The sequence below is a fragment of the Streptomyces sp. NPDC002853 genome (assembly GCF_053591915.1).
In genome coordinates this window covers 513,896-530,390 of record NZ_JBSFUS010000006.1, presented here as the reverse complement: position 1 = coordinate 530,390, position 16,495 = coordinate 513,896, and the positions used below count along the sequence as shown (strand labels likewise).

Annotated in this window: 16 protein-coding genes; 10 read left to right on the top strand and 6 right to left on the bottom strand. The window is 71.6% G+C overall.

What is annotated here, in order from left to right; translation table 11 throughout:
* Positions 1-56 precede the first annotated feature (56 nt).
* Together ACWD02_RS19515 and ACWD02_RS19510 are read right to left on the bottom strand one after the other, a co-directional pair.
* Positions 57-1,049 (bottom strand): sugar ABC transporter substrate-binding protein, encoded by a 993-nt coding sequence (locus ACWD02_RS19515; RefSeq protein ID WP_451212106.1) that lies wholly within the window; start codon positions 1,047-1,049, stop codon positions 57-59.
* Positions 1,050-1,274: 225 nt separating this feature from the next.
* Complete coding sequence (locus tag ACWD02_RS19510) at positions 1,275-1,448, bottom strand: CsbD family protein (protein WP_451211920.1); 174 nt, start codon at positions 1,446-1,448, stop codon at positions 1,275-1,277.
* A 183-nt stretch (positions 1,449-1,631) separates the two neighbouring features.
* Here ACWD02_RS19510 and ACWD02_RS19505 point away from each other — a divergent pair, with 183 nt between their 5' ends.
* A complete protein-coding gene (locus ACWD02_RS19505; RefSeq protein ID WP_451211917.1) occupies positions 1,632-2,498 on the top strand; it encodes a SigB/SigF/SigG family RNA polymerase sigma factor in 867 nt (288 codons plus the stop codon).
* Positions 2,499-2,601: 103 nt separating this feature from the next.
* Complete coding sequence (gene dps, locus ACWD02_RS19500) at positions 2,602-3,162, top strand: DNA starvation/stationary phase protection protein Dps (RefSeq protein ID WP_451211914.1); 561 nt, start codon at positions 2,602-2,604, stop codon at positions 3,160-3,162.
* 63 nt (positions 3,163-3,225) lie between these two features.
* Here the strand turns inward: dps and ACWD02_RS19495 are convergent, their stop codons facing one another.
* The gene (locus tag ACWD02_RS19495) at positions 3,226-3,975 is read right to left on the bottom strand and encodes a GntR family transcriptional regulator (protein WP_451212103.1); all 750 of its coding nucleotides are present in this window, start codon (positions 3,973-3,975) and stop codon (positions 3,226-3,228) included.
* Positions 3,976-4,102: 127 nt separating this feature from the next.
* Between ACWD02_RS19495 and ACWD02_RS19490 the strand changes: the two genes are divergently transcribed.
* A complete protein-coding gene (locus ACWD02_RS19490) occupies positions 4,103-5,122 on the top strand; it encodes a Gfo/Idh/MocA family protein (protein ID WP_451211911.1) in 1,020 nt (339 codons plus the stop codon).
* A gap of 36 nt (positions 5,123-5,158) precedes the next feature.
* On the opposite strand, the gene ACWD02_RS19485 is transcribed toward ACWD02_RS19490, so the two are convergent.
* Complete coding sequence (locus ACWD02_RS19485; RefSeq protein WP_451211908.1) at positions 5,159-5,830, bottom strand: response regulator; 672 nt, start codon at positions 5,828-5,830, stop codon at positions 5,159-5,161.
* Between the two features lie 216 nt (positions 5,831-6,046).
* Between ACWD02_RS19485 and ACWD02_RS19480 the strand changes: the two genes are divergently transcribed.
* A complete protein-coding gene (locus tag ACWD02_RS19480) occupies positions 6,047-6,778 on the top strand; it encodes a class I SAM-dependent methyltransferase (RefSeq protein ID WP_451211905.1) in 732 nt (243 codons plus the stop codon).
* Positions 6,779-6,803: 25 nt separating this feature from the next.
* On the opposite strand, the gene ACWD02_RS19475 is transcribed toward ACWD02_RS19480, so the two are convergent.
* Positions 6,804-7,256, bottom strand: coding sequence for a hypothetical protein (locus tag ACWD02_RS19475; RefSeq protein ID WP_451211902.1), 453 nt, complete (start codon positions 7,254-7,256; stop codon positions 6,804-6,806).
* Between the two features lie 176 nt (positions 7,257-7,432).
* On the bottom strand, positions 7,433-8,359 hold the full coding sequence (locus tag ACWD02_RS19470) for an LLM class F420-dependent oxidoreductase (protein WP_451211900.1): 927 nt from the start codon (positions 8,357-8,359) through the stop codon (positions 7,433-7,435).
* A gap of 157 nt (positions 8,360-8,516) precedes the next feature.
* Here ACWD02_RS19470 and ACWD02_RS19465 point away from each other — a divergent pair, with 157 nt between their 5' ends.
* The 6 genes from ACWD02_RS19465 (at position 8,517) to ACWD02_RS19440 (ending at position 16,480) form a co-directional block, all read left to right on the top strand.
* On the top strand, positions 8,517-8,708 hold the full coding sequence (locus ACWD02_RS19465) for an FDLD family class I lanthipeptide (RefSeq protein ID WP_365818900.1): 192 nt from the start codon (positions 8,517-8,519) through the stop codon (positions 8,706-8,708).
* A gap of 130 nt (positions 8,709-8,838) precedes the next feature.
* Complete coding sequence (locus ACWD02_RS19460; protein WP_451211897.1) at positions 8,839-10,272, top strand: lanthionine synthetase C family protein; 1,434 nt, start codon at positions 8,839-8,841, stop codon at positions 10,270-10,272.
* Positions 10,273-10,327: 55 nt separating this feature from the next.
* Positions 10,328-13,633 (top strand): lantibiotic dehydratase, encoded by a 3,306-nt coding sequence (locus tag ACWD02_RS19455; RefSeq protein WP_451211894.1) that lies wholly within the window; start codon positions 10,328-10,330, stop codon positions 13,631-13,633.
* Complete coding sequence (locus ACWD02_RS19450; protein ID WP_451211891.1) at positions 13,630-14,520, top strand: phytanoyl-CoA dioxygenase family protein; 891 nt, start codon at positions 13,630-13,632, stop codon at positions 14,518-14,520. Before ACWD02_RS19455 ends, ACWD02_RS19450 begins: the two co-directional genes overlap by 4 nt.
* 17 nt (positions 14,521-14,537) lie before the next feature.
* Positions 14,538-15,479 carry a phytanoyl-CoA dioxygenase family protein gene (locus tag ACWD02_RS19445; protein WP_451211888.1) on the top strand — a complete coding sequence of 314 codons (942 nt, stop codon included), beginning with the start codon at positions 14,538-14,540 and terminating at the stop codon, positions 15,477-15,479.
* On the top strand, positions 15,476-16,480 hold the full coding sequence (locus ACWD02_RS19440; RefSeq protein WP_451211885.1) for an NAD-dependent epimerase/dehydratase family protein: 1,005 nt from the start codon (positions 15,476-15,478) through the stop codon (positions 16,478-16,480). Before ACWD02_RS19445 ends, ACWD02_RS19440 begins: the two co-directional genes overlap by 4 nt.
* Positions 16,481-16,495: the final 15 nt, after the last annotated feature.

Sequence of the window (16,495 nt, the reverse complement as noted above, 5' to 3'; positions counted from 1 at the left end):
GTCCGGATCCCCGGCCCCAGCCGCCCAAGTATCGACCACGCGGATCACGCATGTGTTCATCGGGTGCCGCGGGCGGTGTACTTCTCCAGCTTCGGTACGTCCTTCTCCGTGACGATCGCGGGGCCGGTGAGGACGGGCTTGCCGCCGCCCAGGACGTTCGCGTTGGTCTTGTAGAGCCACAGCTCGTCGATGGCGAGGTAGCCCTGGAGGTAGGGCTGCTGGTCCACGGCGAAGCCGACCTCCTTGGCCTTGAGGCGCTTGACGACCTCGGCGTTCAGGTCGAAGGTGGCGACCTCGGCCTTGCTTCCGGAGTCCTCCTTGGCCTTCACCGAGAGGGCGGCGATCGGCGCGCCGAGCGTGACCACCGCGTCGATGTCCTTGGTCGCCTGGAGTTTCGCACTGATGGAGGACTGCGCGTTGGGCGCGTTGGTGCCCTCGACGTTCAGGTTCTCGACCGAGCCCTTGAGGGTCTTCTTGACGCCGTCGCAGCGCTGCTCGAGGGAGACGTTGCCCTGTTCGTGGATGACGCAGAGCACCTTCTTCCTGCCCCGCTCGGTGAGCTCGTCGCCGACCGCCTCGCCCGCCACGGACTCGTCCTGGCCGATGTGGCTCAGGGCGCCGAAGTCGGCCGAGAACTCGCCGCCGGAGTTGATCGTGACGACCGGTATCCCGGCGGCCTCGGCCTTCCCGAGGACCGCTTCCATCGCCTCGGGCTTGGCCAGGGTGACGACGATCCCGTCGACCTTCTTGTCGATGGCGGACTGGACGAGCTCGGCCTGCCCCTTGGCCTCCTTGTCGTTGGAGTAGAGGAACTCGACGTTGTCCTTGCGGGCCGCCTGCTTGGCGCCGCTCTGGACGATGTCCCAGAAGGTGTCGCCCTCGCCGGAGTGCGTGATCATGGCGATCTTGAGGCGGGGCGTGTTCACGCCTTTGCCGCCTCCCCCGCCGTCACCCGACTTGTCCTCGTCGTCCTTGCCGCCGGAGCCGCTGCACCCGGCCGCGAGCACGACCACCGCCGCGAGAGCTGCTGCCGTGCGTGCTGTACGCATGGTGGGACTACGCATGGTGGGACCACCTCTTCTCCCGGCCGCCCGAGTGCGGCTGGTGGGAGTTCTAGCGGCGGGCGCGCGGCAGCGTCAATGGATTTGTCAGAACATTCTTACGACCGTTGGCCAGTTGGTATCAGGCGCGCCGGCGCCGACGGGTCGCTGCCGACAGAAGGGGCGGCCCCGTCAGACGGGGCCGCCCCAACAGCGCTTGCGTGACCGGTGAGGTCAGTGCTTGCCGATGTCCTTCGTCTTCTCCTTGGCCTGACGTGCGTCGCCCTTCATCTGCTGGGCCCGGCCCTCGGTGGTCAGCCGCTCGTTGCCCACGGCGCGCCCGGCGGCTTCCTTCGCGGCACCGGTGACCTGCTCGGTCTTCGCCTTGGCCTTCTCGTTGGCGGTCATGGCCGCTCACGCTCCTTGGCATCGACTACGTGTGCTGTCACTCCGGTTGACCGCCGAGCCGCCCGGCAAACATCCTCGCCGGGAGACTTCTTTCGTTCCGAAATAATTGTGTGTGGGTGACGATCGGTGGGGTACACGGGCCGTCGCCGAAGGAAGTTTCGAACTGAACAAGGAGCGGAACGCATGATCACCGCGGCGCAGGAGCAGACGCAGGATTCGGTCACCAAGGCCGAAGAAGACCTCGTTGAACGCGCGTACACGGACCCCTCCTCCATCGCGCCGAGGGACGCGCGGGAGGTGGGCAAGCGTTTCTTCGACCGCCTCACGCAACTCGAGGAGGGCACGCACGAGTACCAGTACGTGCGCAACGTCCTGATCGAGATGAACCTCTCCCTCGTGCACTACGCGGCCTCCAGGTTCAAGCACCGGGGCCAGCAGGAGATGGAAGACATCATCCAGGTCGGCACCATCGGCCTGATCAAGGCGATCGACCGCTTCGAGCTGACCCGCGAGGTCGAGTTCACCTCCTTCGCCGTGCCGTACATCACCGGTGAGATCAAGCGGTTCTTCCGCGACACCTCCTGGGCCGTGCACGTGCCGCGTCGCCTCCAGGAGGCCCGTCTCGAACTGTCCAAGGCCACCGAGGAGTTGCGCACCCGCCTGGGCCGCCTGCCCTCCACGGCCGAGCTGGCGGAGCTGATGCAGCTCGAGCCCTCCGAGGTCGCCGAGGCGCAGAAGGCCTCCAACGGCTACAACGCCATCTCCCTGAACGCCGCGGTCAACGGCGCCGACGACGAGTCCGACACGATGCTCGCCGACTTCATCGGCGTGGACGAGCGGTCCTTCGAGCTCGTCGAGAACTTCCACTCCCTGGCCCCGCTGATCGCGGACCTCGACGAGCGGGACCGCACGCTCATCCATCTGCGCTTCGTCGAGGAGCAGACCCAGCAGCAGATCGCCGACGAGCTCGGCTACTCGCAGATGCACGTCTCCCGGCTGATCACCCGCGTCGTGGGCAAGCTCCGCGCCGGCCTGATGGCCAACGACTGACCTAGATTCGGACCTTCCGGGCAGTTGCGGGTGTAGCGGTGTCCTCCTGGGGCACCAGGTGGACACAAACCCGTACAGAACATACGAGACAGGAGGCACTCCGTTGACTTCCGAGGCCACCCCCAAGTACACCGTCCCTGGCATCACGGTGCGGGAGGCCGGCACGGTCATCGAGCTGCTGCAGCAGCGCCTGCACGCGCTCAACGATCTCCACCTCACGTTGAAGCACGTGCACTGGAACGTGGTCGGCCCGCACTTCATCGCCGTGCACCAGATGCTCGACCCGCAGGTCGACCGGGTCCGCGACCTGGCCGACGACACGGCCGAGCGCCTGGCCGCCCTGGGCGGCATCGCACACGGCACCCCCGGCGCCCTGGTCAAGGAGCGCACGTGGGAGGACTACAGCGTGGGCCGCGCCGATGCCATCGCCCACCTCGGCGCCCTGGACCTCGTCTACACCGGCGTCATCCAGGACGTGCGCGCCGCCATCAAGAAGGTCGGCGAGATCGACCCCGCCACCGAGGATCTGCTGATCGAGCAGCTTCGTGCCCTTGAGCAGTTCCAGTGGTTCGTCCGGGCCCACCTGGAGACGGCCGGCGGCACGCTCACGACGGCGGGCGCCACCACCGAGACCGAGGCCGCCGAGAAGTCCTCGGGCGCGTGATCTCCCTCGCGGCGGGGTCGCGGTGCTCGCGCACCGTGGCCCCGCCGACGTGTGTCCGGCGCCTTATGGGCGTACGAGGAGCTGGAACTCGAAGGAGTAGCGCGAAGCCCGGTAGATGTGCGAGCCGAACTCGACCGCGCGGCCGGTGTCGTCGAAGGTCGTGCGCTGCATCGTGAGCAGCGGGGCCCCCGCGGGTTCGCCGAGCTGCCCGCCCTCGTCGGCGGTGGCGGCGCGGGCCCCCACGGACTGGCGCGCGCTGTGCAGGGTGATGCCCGCGGCGCGCATCAGGCGGTAGAGGCCGGTCGCCTCCAGGTGCGCGGTGTCCAGGGCGAGGAGCCCGGACGGGATGTGGTTGCGCAGGCACGCCATGGGCTCGCCGTGGGCCAGCCGGAGCCGCTCGACGAGGTGGACGTCGTCGCCTTCCGCGATGCCGAGCCTGGCCGCGACCTCGGCGGACGCGGGCTCGACGGTGTTGCGCAGGACGCGGGTCTCGGGGCGCTGTCCCGCCGCCTCCAGGTCGTCGTAGAGGCTGCTGAGCTCCAGCGGGCGCTTGACCTGGCTGTGCACCACCTGGGTGCCCACGCCCCTGCGGCGCACGAGCAGGCCTTTGTCGACGAGGGACTGGATGGCCTGACGGACGGTCGGGCGGGAAAGCCCGAGGCGTCCGGCCAGTTCTATCTCGTTGCCGAGCAGGGTGCCCGGGGTCAGGGCGCCGCGCTCGATCGCCGCCTCCAGCTGCTGGGACAGCTGGAAGTACAGCGGGACCGGGCTGCTGCGGTCGACGCCGAGCTGGAGCGAGACGGTCGGGTCCACGGCTGGTTTGTCGGCAGATTTGGGCACGTGGCGAGCGTAGTCGCAGGGAATGATGACGGGAAGTTCTGAAGTTCTGTTGTCCGGACAAAGGATTGACAGGATCGCGGGGCGTCGCGAGGGTTGGTCCATGCGCATCGGATTGATCGGAACGGGCCGTATCGGCACATTTCACTCTGCGGCTCTGCAGCGGCATCCGGAGGTGGACGCACTGGTCGTCGCCGACGCCGACGCCGGGCGCGCGGCCGGACTCGCCGCACGGATCGGCGCGGCCTCCGTGCCGTCGGTGGACGACGTCTTCACGGGCGGCAGCCGGACGGGGGCCGTGGACGCGGTGGTGATCACCGCGGCGACCGCCGCGCACGCCGAGCTGATCGGCAAGGCCGCGCGTGCGGGGCTGCCGGTGTTCTGCGAGAAGCCCATCGCCCTCGACCTGCCCGGCACGCTCGCCGCGCTCCGTGAGGTCGAGGCCGCGGGCACGGTGCTCCAGCTCGGCTTCCAGCGGCGGTTCGACGCGGGGTACGCGGCGGCGCGCGAGGCCGTGCGGTCGGGGCGGCTCGGGCGGCTGCACACCGTCCGGGCGATGACCTCCGATCCGGCGCCGCCGCCGGCCGCGTATCTCCCGCTCTCCGGCGGGCTCTACCGCGACTGCCTGGTCCATGACTTCGACATGCTGCGGTGGGTCACCGGCCGCGAGGTGACGGAGGTGTACGCGACCGGGTCGGACGCCGGTCCCTCGATGTTCCGCGAAGCGGGCGACGTCGACACGGCGGCGGCGGTCCTCACCCTGGACGACGGCACGCTCGCCACGGCGACGGCCACCCGGTGCAACGGCGCGGGCTACGACGTACGGATGGAGCTGGCCGGGGAGGAGGACCAGATCGCGGTCGGCTTCGACGACCGCACTCCCCTGTCGTCCGTGGAACCCTCCGGCCCGCCGCCCCCCGAGAAGCCGTGGCCCGGTTTCCTCGAACGCTTCACGCCCGCGTACGAGGCGGAACTCGCGGCGTTCGTCGACGTGGTCCGGGGCGAACGGACCAACCCGTGTGACGGGCGCGAGGCACTGGAGGCACTGCGCGTCGCCGAGGCGTGCGAACTGTCCCGCAGGGAGGGGCGGTTGGTGCGGATGGCGGAGATCGACGGGTTCTGATCACCCGTCCGACCGGCTCCCTTTCCGGGGCGCGTGCTACTCCGCCCCGTCCAGCAGCCCCGCGTCATGCGCCAACAGGGCGATCTGTACACGGTTGTTGAGGTCCAGCTTCGTGAGGATGCGGGAGACGTGGGCCTTGACCGTGGCCACGCTCAGGAAGAGTTCCGCCGCGATGTCCGCGTTCGAGGCGCCCCGGCCCACGGCGACCGCCACCTCCCTCTCCCGCTCCGCGAGCAGGGCGAGGCGGTCCAACGCCCGCTCGCGGCGGCCCTGTTGGGGGTCCACGCCCGTCACCCGGGTGATCAGCTGCTGTGTCACCGTGGGGGAGAGCACCGGCTCCCCGGCCGCGACCGCCCGTACCGCCGCGACGATCTCGGCGGGCGGGGTGTCCTTGAGGACGAACCCGGCCGCTCCCGCGCGCAGGGCCCGCAGCACCTGTTCGTCGGCGTGGAAGGTGGTGAGGACGATGACCTCGGGTGCGTCGGGGCGCTTGCGGAGGGCCTCCGTCGCCGCGAGGCCGTCCATCGTGGGCATGCGGATGTCCATCAGGACGACGTCGGGGCGGAGCCGACCGACCAGCGGGGCCACCTGTGAGCCGTCCGCGGCCTCGCCGACGATCTCGATGTCCTCCGCGCCGCCCATCATGAAGGACAGACCGGCGCGGACCAGCGGGTCGTCGTCGACGAGAAGCACGCGGATCGGGTTCATGGGCCCACAGTAACGAGATCTCCGGACCGCCGATCACGCCTGCCGTACGGGGTCGGGCCGGGGCACGGTAGGGGGCCGGAACAGCACCCCCTAGAAGAGCCCGTACGCCTGGAGAGCCACCGGCGCGGGAGTCTAGGGTCCTTCTTGGCGGACCCTTGGCTCGCGGCGGACGCGGGTCGGTTCGGCTGGGCAGCCCGAGGCATGGAGGTATGCGCCATGGTCGACAGCGAGCAGCTCTCCGCACGCGTGCGCTCTCCGCGTGCCGCGCCGGGCGACTCCTTCCGGCAGGGCGAGCTCCTGTGCGCACCCGCCGAAAGCGGCGGCGAACGCGCCCCGTGGGACATCGGCGAGGTGCAGCCCGCCGTCGTCGAATGGGACCGCGAGGGCACCATCCGCGGTGAAGTGCTCGACGCGGGCTGCGGTTCGGGCCGGAACGCCGCGTTCCTCGCCTCGCGGGGGCACAGGGTCACCGGCATCGACTCCTCGCCCGAGGCGATCGGACGGGCGCGGGACCTCGTGCGGGGGCGCGGTGCGGGCGTCACGTTCACCGTCGCCGACCTCACCGGACTCAGCGGTTACGACGGCCGGTTCGACACCGTCGTCGACAGCGCCCTGTTCCACTGCCTCGACCAGGAGGAACGGCCCCGCTATCTGCGGGCGCTGCACCGGGCCACCGCGCCCGGCGCCCATCTGCACCTGCTGTGCTTCTCGGACGCGCTGCCGCGCGGGAACCCCGACCTCTTCCGCATCTCCGCCCAGGAGTTGCGCGGCTCCCTGAAGGCGGAGGGCTGGGAGAGCTGTGAGCTGCGCCGGGGCACGCTGCTCGGGTGCGTGCCGTCCGAGGAACTGCGGGAGATCTACCTCAGCCGCTTCAGCCCCGACGGCGACGCCGACGCCTACGGGGTGGTGCACAGCCCGGCGTGGTGGGCGCGGGCCCGCCGCGTGTGAGCGTCAGCAACGCCGCGTGTGGGCGTCAGCCCGCCGCGCCGCATCCCTTCTCGCGCCCCACGGGCGGCGCCGCGTCGAGGACCCAGCGGTCGTCGCTGCGCACGGCGGACCACGTGGTGCACACCGTGCCCTTGGCCCCGGCGTCGGCGGTGACGGTGAGCACCGGGTCGCCGCCGCCCTCGGCCACGGTGGCGCGGATACGTCGCGGGTCCGTGTCGCCGAGACGGGCCACGTAGTTCTTGGCGTAGTCCTCGCCCGCGCTGTCGGGGTCGACGAGCCGCCCGAACTCGCCGTCGTCCCGGTCGGTCAGGGCCTGTTGCACGGCGGAGCGCAGGCCGTCCAACGAGGCTTCCCCCTCCGGCTCTTCGTGCACGATCGAGACGATGACCGTCCCCATCCAGGCGGCGAGCAGGGCCGCGCCGATCAGCAGGACCAGGGAGGACGGCCGCTTCAGCCAGGGCTGCCGCTGCTCGGTCATGTACGTCCCATTTCCACACTCAAGAGGGGCATTTGCACCGCGACAGTACCATCGGCGGATTCACGCCTGAGAGCTGTACGGACGCGGTACACAGCGCATGGAACGGCGCCTTCCGTCCGACGGGGGGAATCGGACGGAAGGCGCCCTCGGCGCGCCGGCCGCGGGGGTACGGCCGGTCAACTGCCCCGCAATTTCTCGATGATGGGCGCGAACGTCTCGATGTAGGGCTGGTGGACCGTGATGTACGAGAAGCCGTACTTCTCGCGGTTGGCCACCAGCTGTTCGGCTATCTCGTCCACCGTGCCGATGAGGAGGTACGGCGTCTCCAGGGCGTCCTCGACGCTGATGCCCATGCCGAGCTGCGTCAGCAGCTTCTCCGCCGTGGCCCGCCGGTCGTTGGTCACCTCGACGGCGTGCGCCAGCATGTGCCATTCCAGGTCGGGGAGCCGGTCTCCCGCGTGTTCCCTGACGAAGCGCACCCGGTCGGCGGCCTCGGCCGCCGAGCCGAGCCGGCAGGCTCCCGCGGGCTTGCCCGGCATCTGATGGACACCGGAGATGCTGACGATGTCGGCGTGTTCGGCGGCGATGCGCAGCACCCGGTCGCCGACCCCGCCGATGAGCAGCGGCGGGCCCGTGCGGTGGAATCCGCGCCGCTGCACGGCCCGCGACTCGCCCCGGGCCTCGGGCGGGGCGCCGACCTCCGTGGTGAAGTGCCGTTCCAGCTCGGTGACGGTGGTCTCCAGGCGCTCGGCGCGGACGCCGATCGGGTCCCAGGGGATTCCGGCCTCGTCGAACTGCCAGCGCATGTGGCTCGCGCCGAGCCCCACTTCGAGGCGGCCGCCGGTCAGGAGGTCGGTGCTGAGGATCTCGCGGGAGAGCAGCGCCGGATTCCAGAACGAGGTGTTCAGGACCAGCGTGCCGACACGCATCCGTTCGGTGGCGTCCGCCGCGGCGACCAGTGCGGGAAAAGGCGCCAGCATTCCCAGGTGATCGGCCGCCAGAACTACGTCATAGCCGTACTCCTCACTCTCCCGGCACTTCTGGGCGAAGGCTTCTCGGGAATCCGCTTGGCAGATGTTGAAGGAAAACCGGAATCCACGCATGGCGTCGAGGCTGGCAGGGCGGAACCACCCTGGCTACCCCAGTCGAACCCCTTCCGCATAGGGGCATCCCCCTTGTTCAACATAGGGGTTTCGGCCTTTGAGCGGGGTCTCTAGCGTCACTGATCGTCCTGCCTCAATCGACTTGGAGGCTCAACCGATGACAACCCAGCAATTGATCGACATACCCCTGGACGAATTCGATCTGGATATCCGGGTCGACGTCCCGGAAGCCGGAACGGAGGACACCGACCCGATGGCCTGGTGGTGCACCCACCGCTACAGCTGCCGCTGGACCAAGTGCTGCTCCGGTGAGCTGATGCAGAACATGCCCACCGAGTACTGGAACTAGCAGCCGCGCCGGGGGCGACCGCTTGCTCCCGCCGACATGACTCCGCCTGACGGAGGCCGGCGGCTGGGACGTGCCGCGGTCCATCAGTGGCTCGTCCCAGCTCTGGCACCGACCGCACGTGAGGACGCCCATGCCTTCGCCGCCGCGCGCACCCGCCCCTACGGACCAGCAGAGCACCGCCGTCACCGGCACGCCGTCCGCGACCTCGTGGCGCCCCGCACTGTCCGGCGCCCTCCAGGAGCGGGCCGTGGCATGCGCGAGGGCGGTCGGCCTGCGGCTCGCCGACCCGGAGCGGGTGCTCGCCACCGCGGCCGAGGCCGCCCGCGCGTCCCACCGCTTCGAGTTCGCGGGCTCCTCCCTGGCCTGCGGTTTCCCGAGCGTCGCGCTGACGCTCCTGCACCTCGCCCGCGCACTGCCCGGCGAGGGCTGGGAGCAGCGCCTGCACACCGCCCTCGGGCTCTCCGCGCGCTCGACCGCGCAGAGCCCGCTGCACGGACCGGGGCTGTACGGCGGCACGGGCGGCCTGGCCCTGGTGCTCGCAGGGGCGGCCGAGACGGAGCCGCGGTACGCGCCGACGGCGCTCAAGGTGCAGACCGCGCTGCTGGGCCAAGTGACGTCCGGGCCCTGGCAGTTGAAGCCGCCCTCGGCGCCCGGGACGTACGCGGAGGGCCGGACCCACACGGAGCATCGGACCTACACGAAGGACCATCTGTACGACGTCGTCACCGGCGCCTCCGGGGTCCTGGGCGCCCTCCTGGCCGGCGGCGTCGACAACGCGGCGCGTGAGGACGCAATCGGGCTCCTGATCCGCTACCTGAGTGGCGTCGCCGACGGGGACGGCAGCGGGCGGCTCCTCTCCCCCGCCGACTCCGTCGACCCCGCGCTCCTCGACGAGTGCCCGCAGGGCTACTTCGACCTCGGGACGGCCCACGGCGCCGCCGGGCCGCTGGCCGCTCTCTCGCTCGCCTGCCGGGCGGGCCACCGGGCCCCCGGTCAGCTCCAGGCCGTGCGGACGCTCGCGGACTGGGTCGTGGAGCACCGCGTACAGGATCCCTGGGGCGTCAACTGGCCCAACCACGTGGGCCGTCACGATCCGCCCGCGCGGGGCGCGACCACCGGCCGGCCACCGTCCCGCGCGGGCTGGTGTTACGGCGCACCGGGCATCGCGATGGCGCTGTGGCACGCGGGGCACGCCCTGGACGCGCCGGAACTGAGGCGGCTCGCGGTCGAGGCCGTGCACAGCGCGCTGCGCCGACCGGTGTCCGAGCGGCACATCCCCTCGCCCTCGCTCTGCCACGGCGTGGCGGGCCTGTTGATGGTGTGCCTGCGCCTGGCCCAGGACGACCCCGACTCCCCCTTGCGGGACCACGTCTCCGCCCTGACCGAGCAGATCACCGACCTCTTCGACCCCGAGGCGCCCCTGTGCTTCCGCGACGAGGAACAGCCCGGCGTGTTCGTCGACGACCCGGGGTTCCTCACCGGTGCCGCAGGCGTGGCGCTCGCCCTGCTCGCCGCGGCCACCCCGGTCGCGCCGACCTGGGACCGGGCGCTGCTGATGTCGTGACCGGGCGGGCGGCGCGGTGGACCCACGTAGACCGAAAGGCAGGAATCACGTACCCATGAGCCGGCACGACAAGGGCACACCTCCTCCCCCGTCCGCCTCCGGGCCCGACGCCACCTACGAACCCGCGGGCTTCTTCCTGCTGCGCGCGCCCGCCCTGCCCTTGGCCTCCTTCCACCGGCTCACGGCCCCCGCCGACGACGTACCCGAGGGGCCGCACGCGGCGGATCTGGAGTCCGCCCTGCACGCCGCGGGTGACCGGACCCGGGAGCTGCTGCGCAAGCGCGCGGCCGACGCCGAGATCAGGCAGGCGCTCGCGGTCGCCAGCCCGCCGCTGCTCGCCGCGGTCGACTGCCTGGACGCGGGCGGCACTTCGGAGCGCCGGACCGAGCGCACCTACCGCAGCCTGCTGCGTTATCTGACGCGGATGAGCACCCGCGCCACTCCCTTCGGCCTCTTCGCGGGCGTCGCCGCGGGACGCTTCACGGACCGCGCGACGGAGGGGGCCGACGCCGCCGGGGACACGCTGCGGCTGGGCCTGCCCGTGACCGGGGCCGTGCGCACCCGACCCGACATGAACTGGCTGATGGCGCTCGTGGAACAGGTCGAGCGCGACGCGGACGCGCCGGACCACCTCGGCGTCGTCGCCAACCCGACCGCCCACGTCGCCGGTGACCGTCTCGTGCTGCCGGTCGCCGACATCTACGGCACGCGCGACACCCGCTCCATCACCCTGCGCGCCACCTCGGTCGTCCTGGAGGTGCTGCGCCGGGCCGGACGCCCGCTCCCGTACGCCGAGCTGCGCGCCGGTCTGATCCGTGATCTGCCGCAGGCCGGTGAGCAGCGGATCGACGCGCTGCTGCGGAAGTTGTGGGCCAACCGGTTCCTGATGAGCGACCTGCGGCCCGCGCTGAGCGACTCCCGGGCCGCCGAGACCTTCGCCGCCCGGCTGCCGGACGGGCCCCGCACGGCGCTGCTGCGCGCCGCGCTCGGCACGGCCATCGACCTCGCGGGGCGCACCCAGGCGGCCGAGCCCGCCGACCGTGAACGCCTCTTCGCCGAGCTGCACCGTCACCAGACGGGCATCCACGAGTCGAGCGCACCGCCCTTCCAGGTCGACATGGCCCTGAACACCGTGGGCGACCGTCTCCCGCGGGGTGTCGGTGACGCCGCGGCGGACGCCGCCGACGTGCTCCTGCGCCTCGGACTCTTCCCCTCCGGCTTCCAGCACCTGCGCGGCTACCACGACGACTTCGCACAGCGCTACGGCGAGGACGCACAGGTACCGCTGCTCGAACTCCTCGACGCCGAGTCGGGCCTCGGGCCACCCGCGACCTACACCGAGCCGCTGCCCGACCCGCCCCGTCAGGCGCCGCCCGCTCCCCTGAACCCGCACCGCGATGTCGCCCTGTGCGGCCTGGTGTCCGAGGCGCTGCGCAGCGGCGCGCAAGAGGTCGAGCTCACCGACGCCCTCCTGGACACGCTCGCCAACTGGCGGCCTCAGAACGGGCCCCGGGCGCCCGAAGTCCTCGACGTGTACCTGCAGTTGCAGGCAGCCGACGCCGCCGCCCTGCAGGGTGACGACTGGCGGGCGGTGCTGTGTCCGACTCCCCTCGCGGACGGCGGCCGTACCTTCGGCAGGTTCACCGATGTGCTGCCGGCCGAGGTGACCGGGGCACTGCGGCACTGCGCGCGCCGCGAGGAGGCCGCGCGGCCGGACGCCGTCTTCGCCGAGCTGAGCTATCTGCCGCTGGTGCGGCGGGCCGCCAACGTCGTCGTCCACCCCGAACTGCGCGATCACGAGATCGTGGTCAACGCCTCCGCCTCGGTCCCCGACGAGCGGACGATCTCGCTCTCCGACCTGATGGTGGGCGTGCACGACGGCCACTTCTACGTCTGCTCGCAGCGCCTGGGCAAGGAGGTCGTGGTCGGGCAGAGCCACCTCCTGACCGACCTCCAGGCACCCAACGTGTGCCGCTTCCTCCTGGAGATCGGCCAGGACCGCCACCCGTTGCTGGCGGCCTTCCACTGGGGCCCGTACAAGAGCGCGCCGTTCCTGCCGCGTCTGGTGCGGGGCAAGGTCGTCATCAGCCCGGCGCAGTGGATCCTCCAGCACGGCTCGGTCGCTCCCACGGGTCCGGGGGACGACAGCACGCGCTGGTACCGCGGCGTCCAGGAGTGGCGTGCGCGCTGGCGGGTGCCGCGCTGGGTCCACCTGGTCGAGTTCGACAACCGGCTGCTGCTCGATCTGCGGCACCCCATGTGCGTGGCCGAACTGCTCACCGCGCTGCGGAAGTCCACGGCTCCCGGCCGCGTCGCCGTGCAGGAGGCGCTGCCCGCGCACGACCGGCACTGGCTGCGGGACACCGAGGGCAGGACGTACACGTCGGAGGTCGTGGTGCCGGTGACACGGCGGGCGCAGGCCGGGCCACCACCGAAGCCCGGCGCGGACGAGCCGCTGCCGGTACGGCTCGCGCGGTATCCGAAGCGCCCGCCGGCCGCCGACGAGCTGCGCGTGCTGCCCGGCGACGGGTGGGTGTACCTCAAGCTCTACACCTCGGCCAAGCGACAGGACGAGGCCGTCGCGGGCCCGCTCGCTCCGTTCGTGGCGTCGCTGCGCGCCGACGGGCTGCTCGCCGACTGGTTCTTCATGCGCTTCGCCGACCCCGAACCGCACCTGCGCGTCAGGCTGTTGGCCGCCGACGCGCGGCGGGGCGGCGAACTCCTGGCGCGGACCGCGGCATGGGCGGGCGACGTGGTGCGCTCCGGACTCGCCTGGAAGTTCGGCTTCGACACCTACTTCCCCGAGGTGTGGCGGTACGGCGGCCCCGTGGCCATGACCGCGGTGGAGCGGGCCTTCGGCACCGACAGCGAGGTCGGCCAGGCCGTGCTGGCCGCTCGGCAGGCCGGGGCGCTGCGCCTCGACCCCGCCGTGTCGACCGCGTTCTGCCTGGACCGCATCGCCGGGGCGTGGGGGCTCGGCTTCGAGGAACGGCTCGCCTTCATCCGGGCCCGCTCCGACAAGGACGAGTTCAGCGACGCCTTCAAGCCGCACCGCACCGAACTCTGCGAGCTCCTGCGCCCCTGGCGGCGGCCTGCCGACGATCCGCAGCGCCGCGTCCTGCTCGCCATGACCGAGCCGTACGCGCAACTCGCCGACACAGCAAGGGACTTGCGCGAGTTGCACCGCGAGGGCTCGCTCTGGCAGGACCCGCGGGAGATCCTCGCCAGCCTGGTCCACATGCACGTCAACCGCGTGTGCGGCATCGGCCCGAGCCGCGAGCGGAAGATCTACGCGTTCTGGCGCAAGGCGCTGGACGCGCTGGAACAGCGTCCCGACCGCACGGAGGTGACATCACGATGAGCGACGGTGAACTGGCCGATCGGGTCCGGGCGTTCCGCGAGGACGGTTATGTGGTCCTGCCCGGCGTCTTCGGCAAGGACGAGGTCGCCGCGTTCCGGCGGCTGTACGACGAGGGCGCGGACGACTGGCAGTTCGTGCACGGCCGCGAGGACCCCCCGCTGATCGTCGGCCATCTCGTCGAGCGCAGCCCGCGGGTGGCGCTCGGCGCGGTCACCCGCCCCGCGCTCCTGGATCTGGCGGAGGCCGTGATGGGTCCGGCCGTGCAGCTGGACAGCACCGTCCTGTTCAGTGCCGACGCCGAGGAACCGGAGGCGAAGGGGCGGCCCGTGCACTGGCACCGGGACCGGTTCGGGTACTTCCCGAACGGCTCGTACATGAAGCCGCTGCTCGTCATCTGCTTCGCGTACCTCCAGGAGATGACCCTCGAGTACGGGCCGCTGCGGGTCATCCCCGGCTCCCACCGCTCCCCCGTGAGCATCCCCGAGGACCGCCTCGAGGAGCCGCACGAGGACGAGGTGCTGCTGCACACCACGCCGGGCGACGTCGTCCTCATCCACCACAACCTGCTGCACTCCGGCACGCACAGCGTGAGCGAGGGGCGGCGGCAGTTCCTCGGCATCGGCTACAACACCTCGGCCATGCGCCACGACGAGTCCTACACCGGACCCAATGTCCGGGCGATCGTGGCGACGGCGCGCAAGACGCGGGACCGGCGGATGCTGCGCCTCTTCGGCGAGGACGAGATGTTCGACCGGCGGCAGAACGCGGGTTTCACCGTCCCCGAGCGGACGGCGTGGGAGGCGTGGCGGCGCGCCGACGAGGAGCACGCGGACGAATGCACCGAAGCACGTGCCCGGGTGGCACAGGCACGAAAGAGGTTCTCGTAATGGAGGAGGTTCCCGGCATGACGCATGACCAGCAAGGACCCGACACCCAGCGGTATCTGACGAAGGAACAGATCGACTTCTTCCACACGTTCGGCTATCTCGTGCTGCCCCAGCTCCTCGACGAGGACGAGATGACCCGGCTCGCCGACGAGGTCGAGCGGTGTCACGCCGACGCCTTCGGCTATCTGGCGGGCGCCCGTCCCGAGGGCCAGGGCCTGCCCTCGTACCTGCTGCCGATGATGAGCACGGAGCGCACCCCGCTAAGCCTCGAACTCATGGAGGACAAGCGGTTCTACGGCGTCGCCAACGATCTGGTCGGTGCCCGCGCGCTGCCCACCTTCGCCGAGAGCATCCTGCTGTTCACGCAGACGCCGCTGCACCGCGACTGCATGCCGGGCATGCACGGGGTCACCTTCGCCGTCTACCTGGAGCCGCTCACCGCCGACACCGGTGCCCTGCGTTTCCTGCCCGGTTCGCACCACGCCGACTTCTCCGCCGCGTCCGACGCGTGGAAGAAGACGTACGGCATCTGGGCGGACGAGTGGGGCGAGAAGGCCGTCCGCAAGCAGGTGTCGGAGCTGCCGCTCGACGTGGCCGAGACCCGGCGCGGCGATGTCATCGTCTTCGACTGGCAGGTGTGGCACGCCAGCATCAACGGCGTCGACCGCCTCCAGTGGTCGGTGAGTTACGCCAACGAGCCGACGACCGACGAGGAGGAGACGGCGTTCAGCCGCTTCTTCCACAGCGCGGGCTCGGTCGACCCGGACGCCGCCTACGACACGACGGCCTACCCGCGCTACGACGAACGGTGGGTGGAGCAGGCCGTACGCGACCCGAAGATGGCCCCGGTCATCGCCAGGATGCGGGAGCTGGCCATGATCGGCAGCCCCGACGACGACGTGCACGGGGTCTCCGGCGGTCCGGTGTCAGGGGCGAGCGCCCCGCAGGCCCCCGCGTGAGGCTCCTGGTGCTCGGCGGCACGGGTTTCCTCGGCCGCCACATCGTCGAGCGCGCCGTGCTCGGCGGCCGGCACGTCACCACGTTCAACCGGGGTCTGACCGGGGCCGACCATCCGGCGGTCGAGGCGCTGCGCGGCGACCGGGAGGCCGAGGACGGCCTGGCCGCGCTCGGGTCCGGCCGCTGGGACGCCGTGATCGACACCAGTGGCCATGTACCGGCCTCGGTGGCCCGGTCGGCGCGGCTCCTGGCCGACCGGGCGGGCACGTATCTGTTCGTCTCGTCGCTCGCCGCGCTGCCCTGGCCCGCGAAGCCCGCCGCCGACGAACTGGCCCCGCGTGACTGCCCGTTGGACGCGGGCGTCGAGGACACGGGGTACGGGACGCTGAAGGCGGGCTGCGAGCGTGCGGTCCGCGCGGCCTTCGGCGACCGGGCCCTGATCGTGCGTCCCGGCATCATCACCGGACCGCGCGACGACGCGGGGCCGGTGCGCGGCTGGCTGCTGCGGGCCGCCCGCGGAGGACGGTTCCTCGCGGGCGGCGACCCCGGCGATCCGGTCCAGCTCCTGGACTGCCGCGACGTGGCGTCCTGGCTGCTCGCCTGCGCTCGCGAGGGCAGGACCGGCAGCCTCAACGCGGCGGGACCGCTGGGGCGTACGACGCGGGGCGGGCTCATGGACGTCTGCGTCGCCGTCACCGGGGCGGGCGCCGAGCCGGTGTGGGCCGACGACCGCTTCCTGACCGCCGCCGGGGTGCGCCCCTGGCTCGACCTGCCGCTGTGGACACCGCACGACACCCCGGGCTACGGCCACCTGTGGACGGTGGACGCCGCCGCCGCGTACGCAGCGGGCCTTTCGTGCCGGCCGCTCGCCGAGACGGTCGAGGACACCTGGGCCGAGCTGCGCGACGCACCGGCGGGCGGGGTGTACACCGGCGCCTTCTCCGCCGAGCGGGAGAGAGAAATCATCGACGACTGGCTCGGCCGGCGCGTGACGGCGCCGTAGACAACGGGACGCTCA

Bases quoted from the DNA above. Each gene is read 5' to 3' on its own strand.
- ACWD02_RS19515 (WP_451212106.1), bottom strand. From the start codon at position 1,049: ATGCGTACAGCACGCACGGCAGCAGCTCTCGCGGCGGTGGTCGTGCTC.
- ACWD02_RS19490 (WP_451211911.1), top strand. From the start codon at position 4,103: ATGCGCATCGGATTGATCGGAACGGGCCGTATCGGCACATTTCACTCT.
- ACWD02_RS19455 (WP_451211894.1), top strand. From the start codon at position 10,328: ATGAGCCGGCACGACAAGGGCACACCTCCTCCCCCGTCCGCCTCCGGG.
- ACWD02_RS19480 (WP_451211905.1), top strand. From the start codon at position 6,047: ATGGTCGACAGCGAGCAGCTCTCCGCACGCGTGCGCTCTCCGCGTGCC.
- ACWD02_RS19450 (WP_451211891.1), top strand. From the start codon at position 13,630: ATGAGCGACGGTGAACTGGCCGATCGGGTCCGGGCGTTCCGCGAGGAC.
- ACWD02_RS19505 (WP_451211917.1), top strand. From the start codon at position 1,632: ATGATCACCGCGGCGCAGGAGCAGACGCAGGATTCGGTCACCAAGGCC.
- ACWD02_RS19475 (WP_451211902.1), bottom strand. From the start codon at position 7,256: ATGACCGAGCAGCGGCAGCCCTGGCTGAAGCGGCCGTCCTCCCTGGTC.
- ACWD02_RS19445 (WP_451211888.1), top strand. From the start codon at position 14,538: ATGACGCATGACCAGCAAGGACCCGACACCCAGCGGTATCTGACGAAG.
- ACWD02_RS19460 (WP_451211897.1), top strand. From the start codon at position 8,839: ATGCCTTCGCCGCCGCGCGCACCCGCCCCTACGGACCAGCAGAGCACC.
- ACWD02_RS19465 (WP_365818900.1), top strand. From the start codon at position 8,517: ATGACAACCCAGCAATTGATCGACATACCCCTGGACGAATTCGATCTG.
- ACWD02_RS19485 (WP_451211908.1), bottom strand. From the start codon at position 5,830: ATGAACCCGATCCGCGTGCTTCTCGTCGACGACGACCCGCTGGTCCGC.
- ACWD02_RS19510 (WP_451211920.1), bottom strand. From the start codon at position 1,448: ATGACCGCCAACGAGAAGGCCAAGGCGAAGACCGAGCAGGTCACCGGT.
- ACWD02_RS19470 (WP_451211900.1), bottom strand. From the start codon at position 8,359: ATGCGTGGATTCCGGTTTTCCTTCAACATCTGCCAAGCGGATTCCCGA.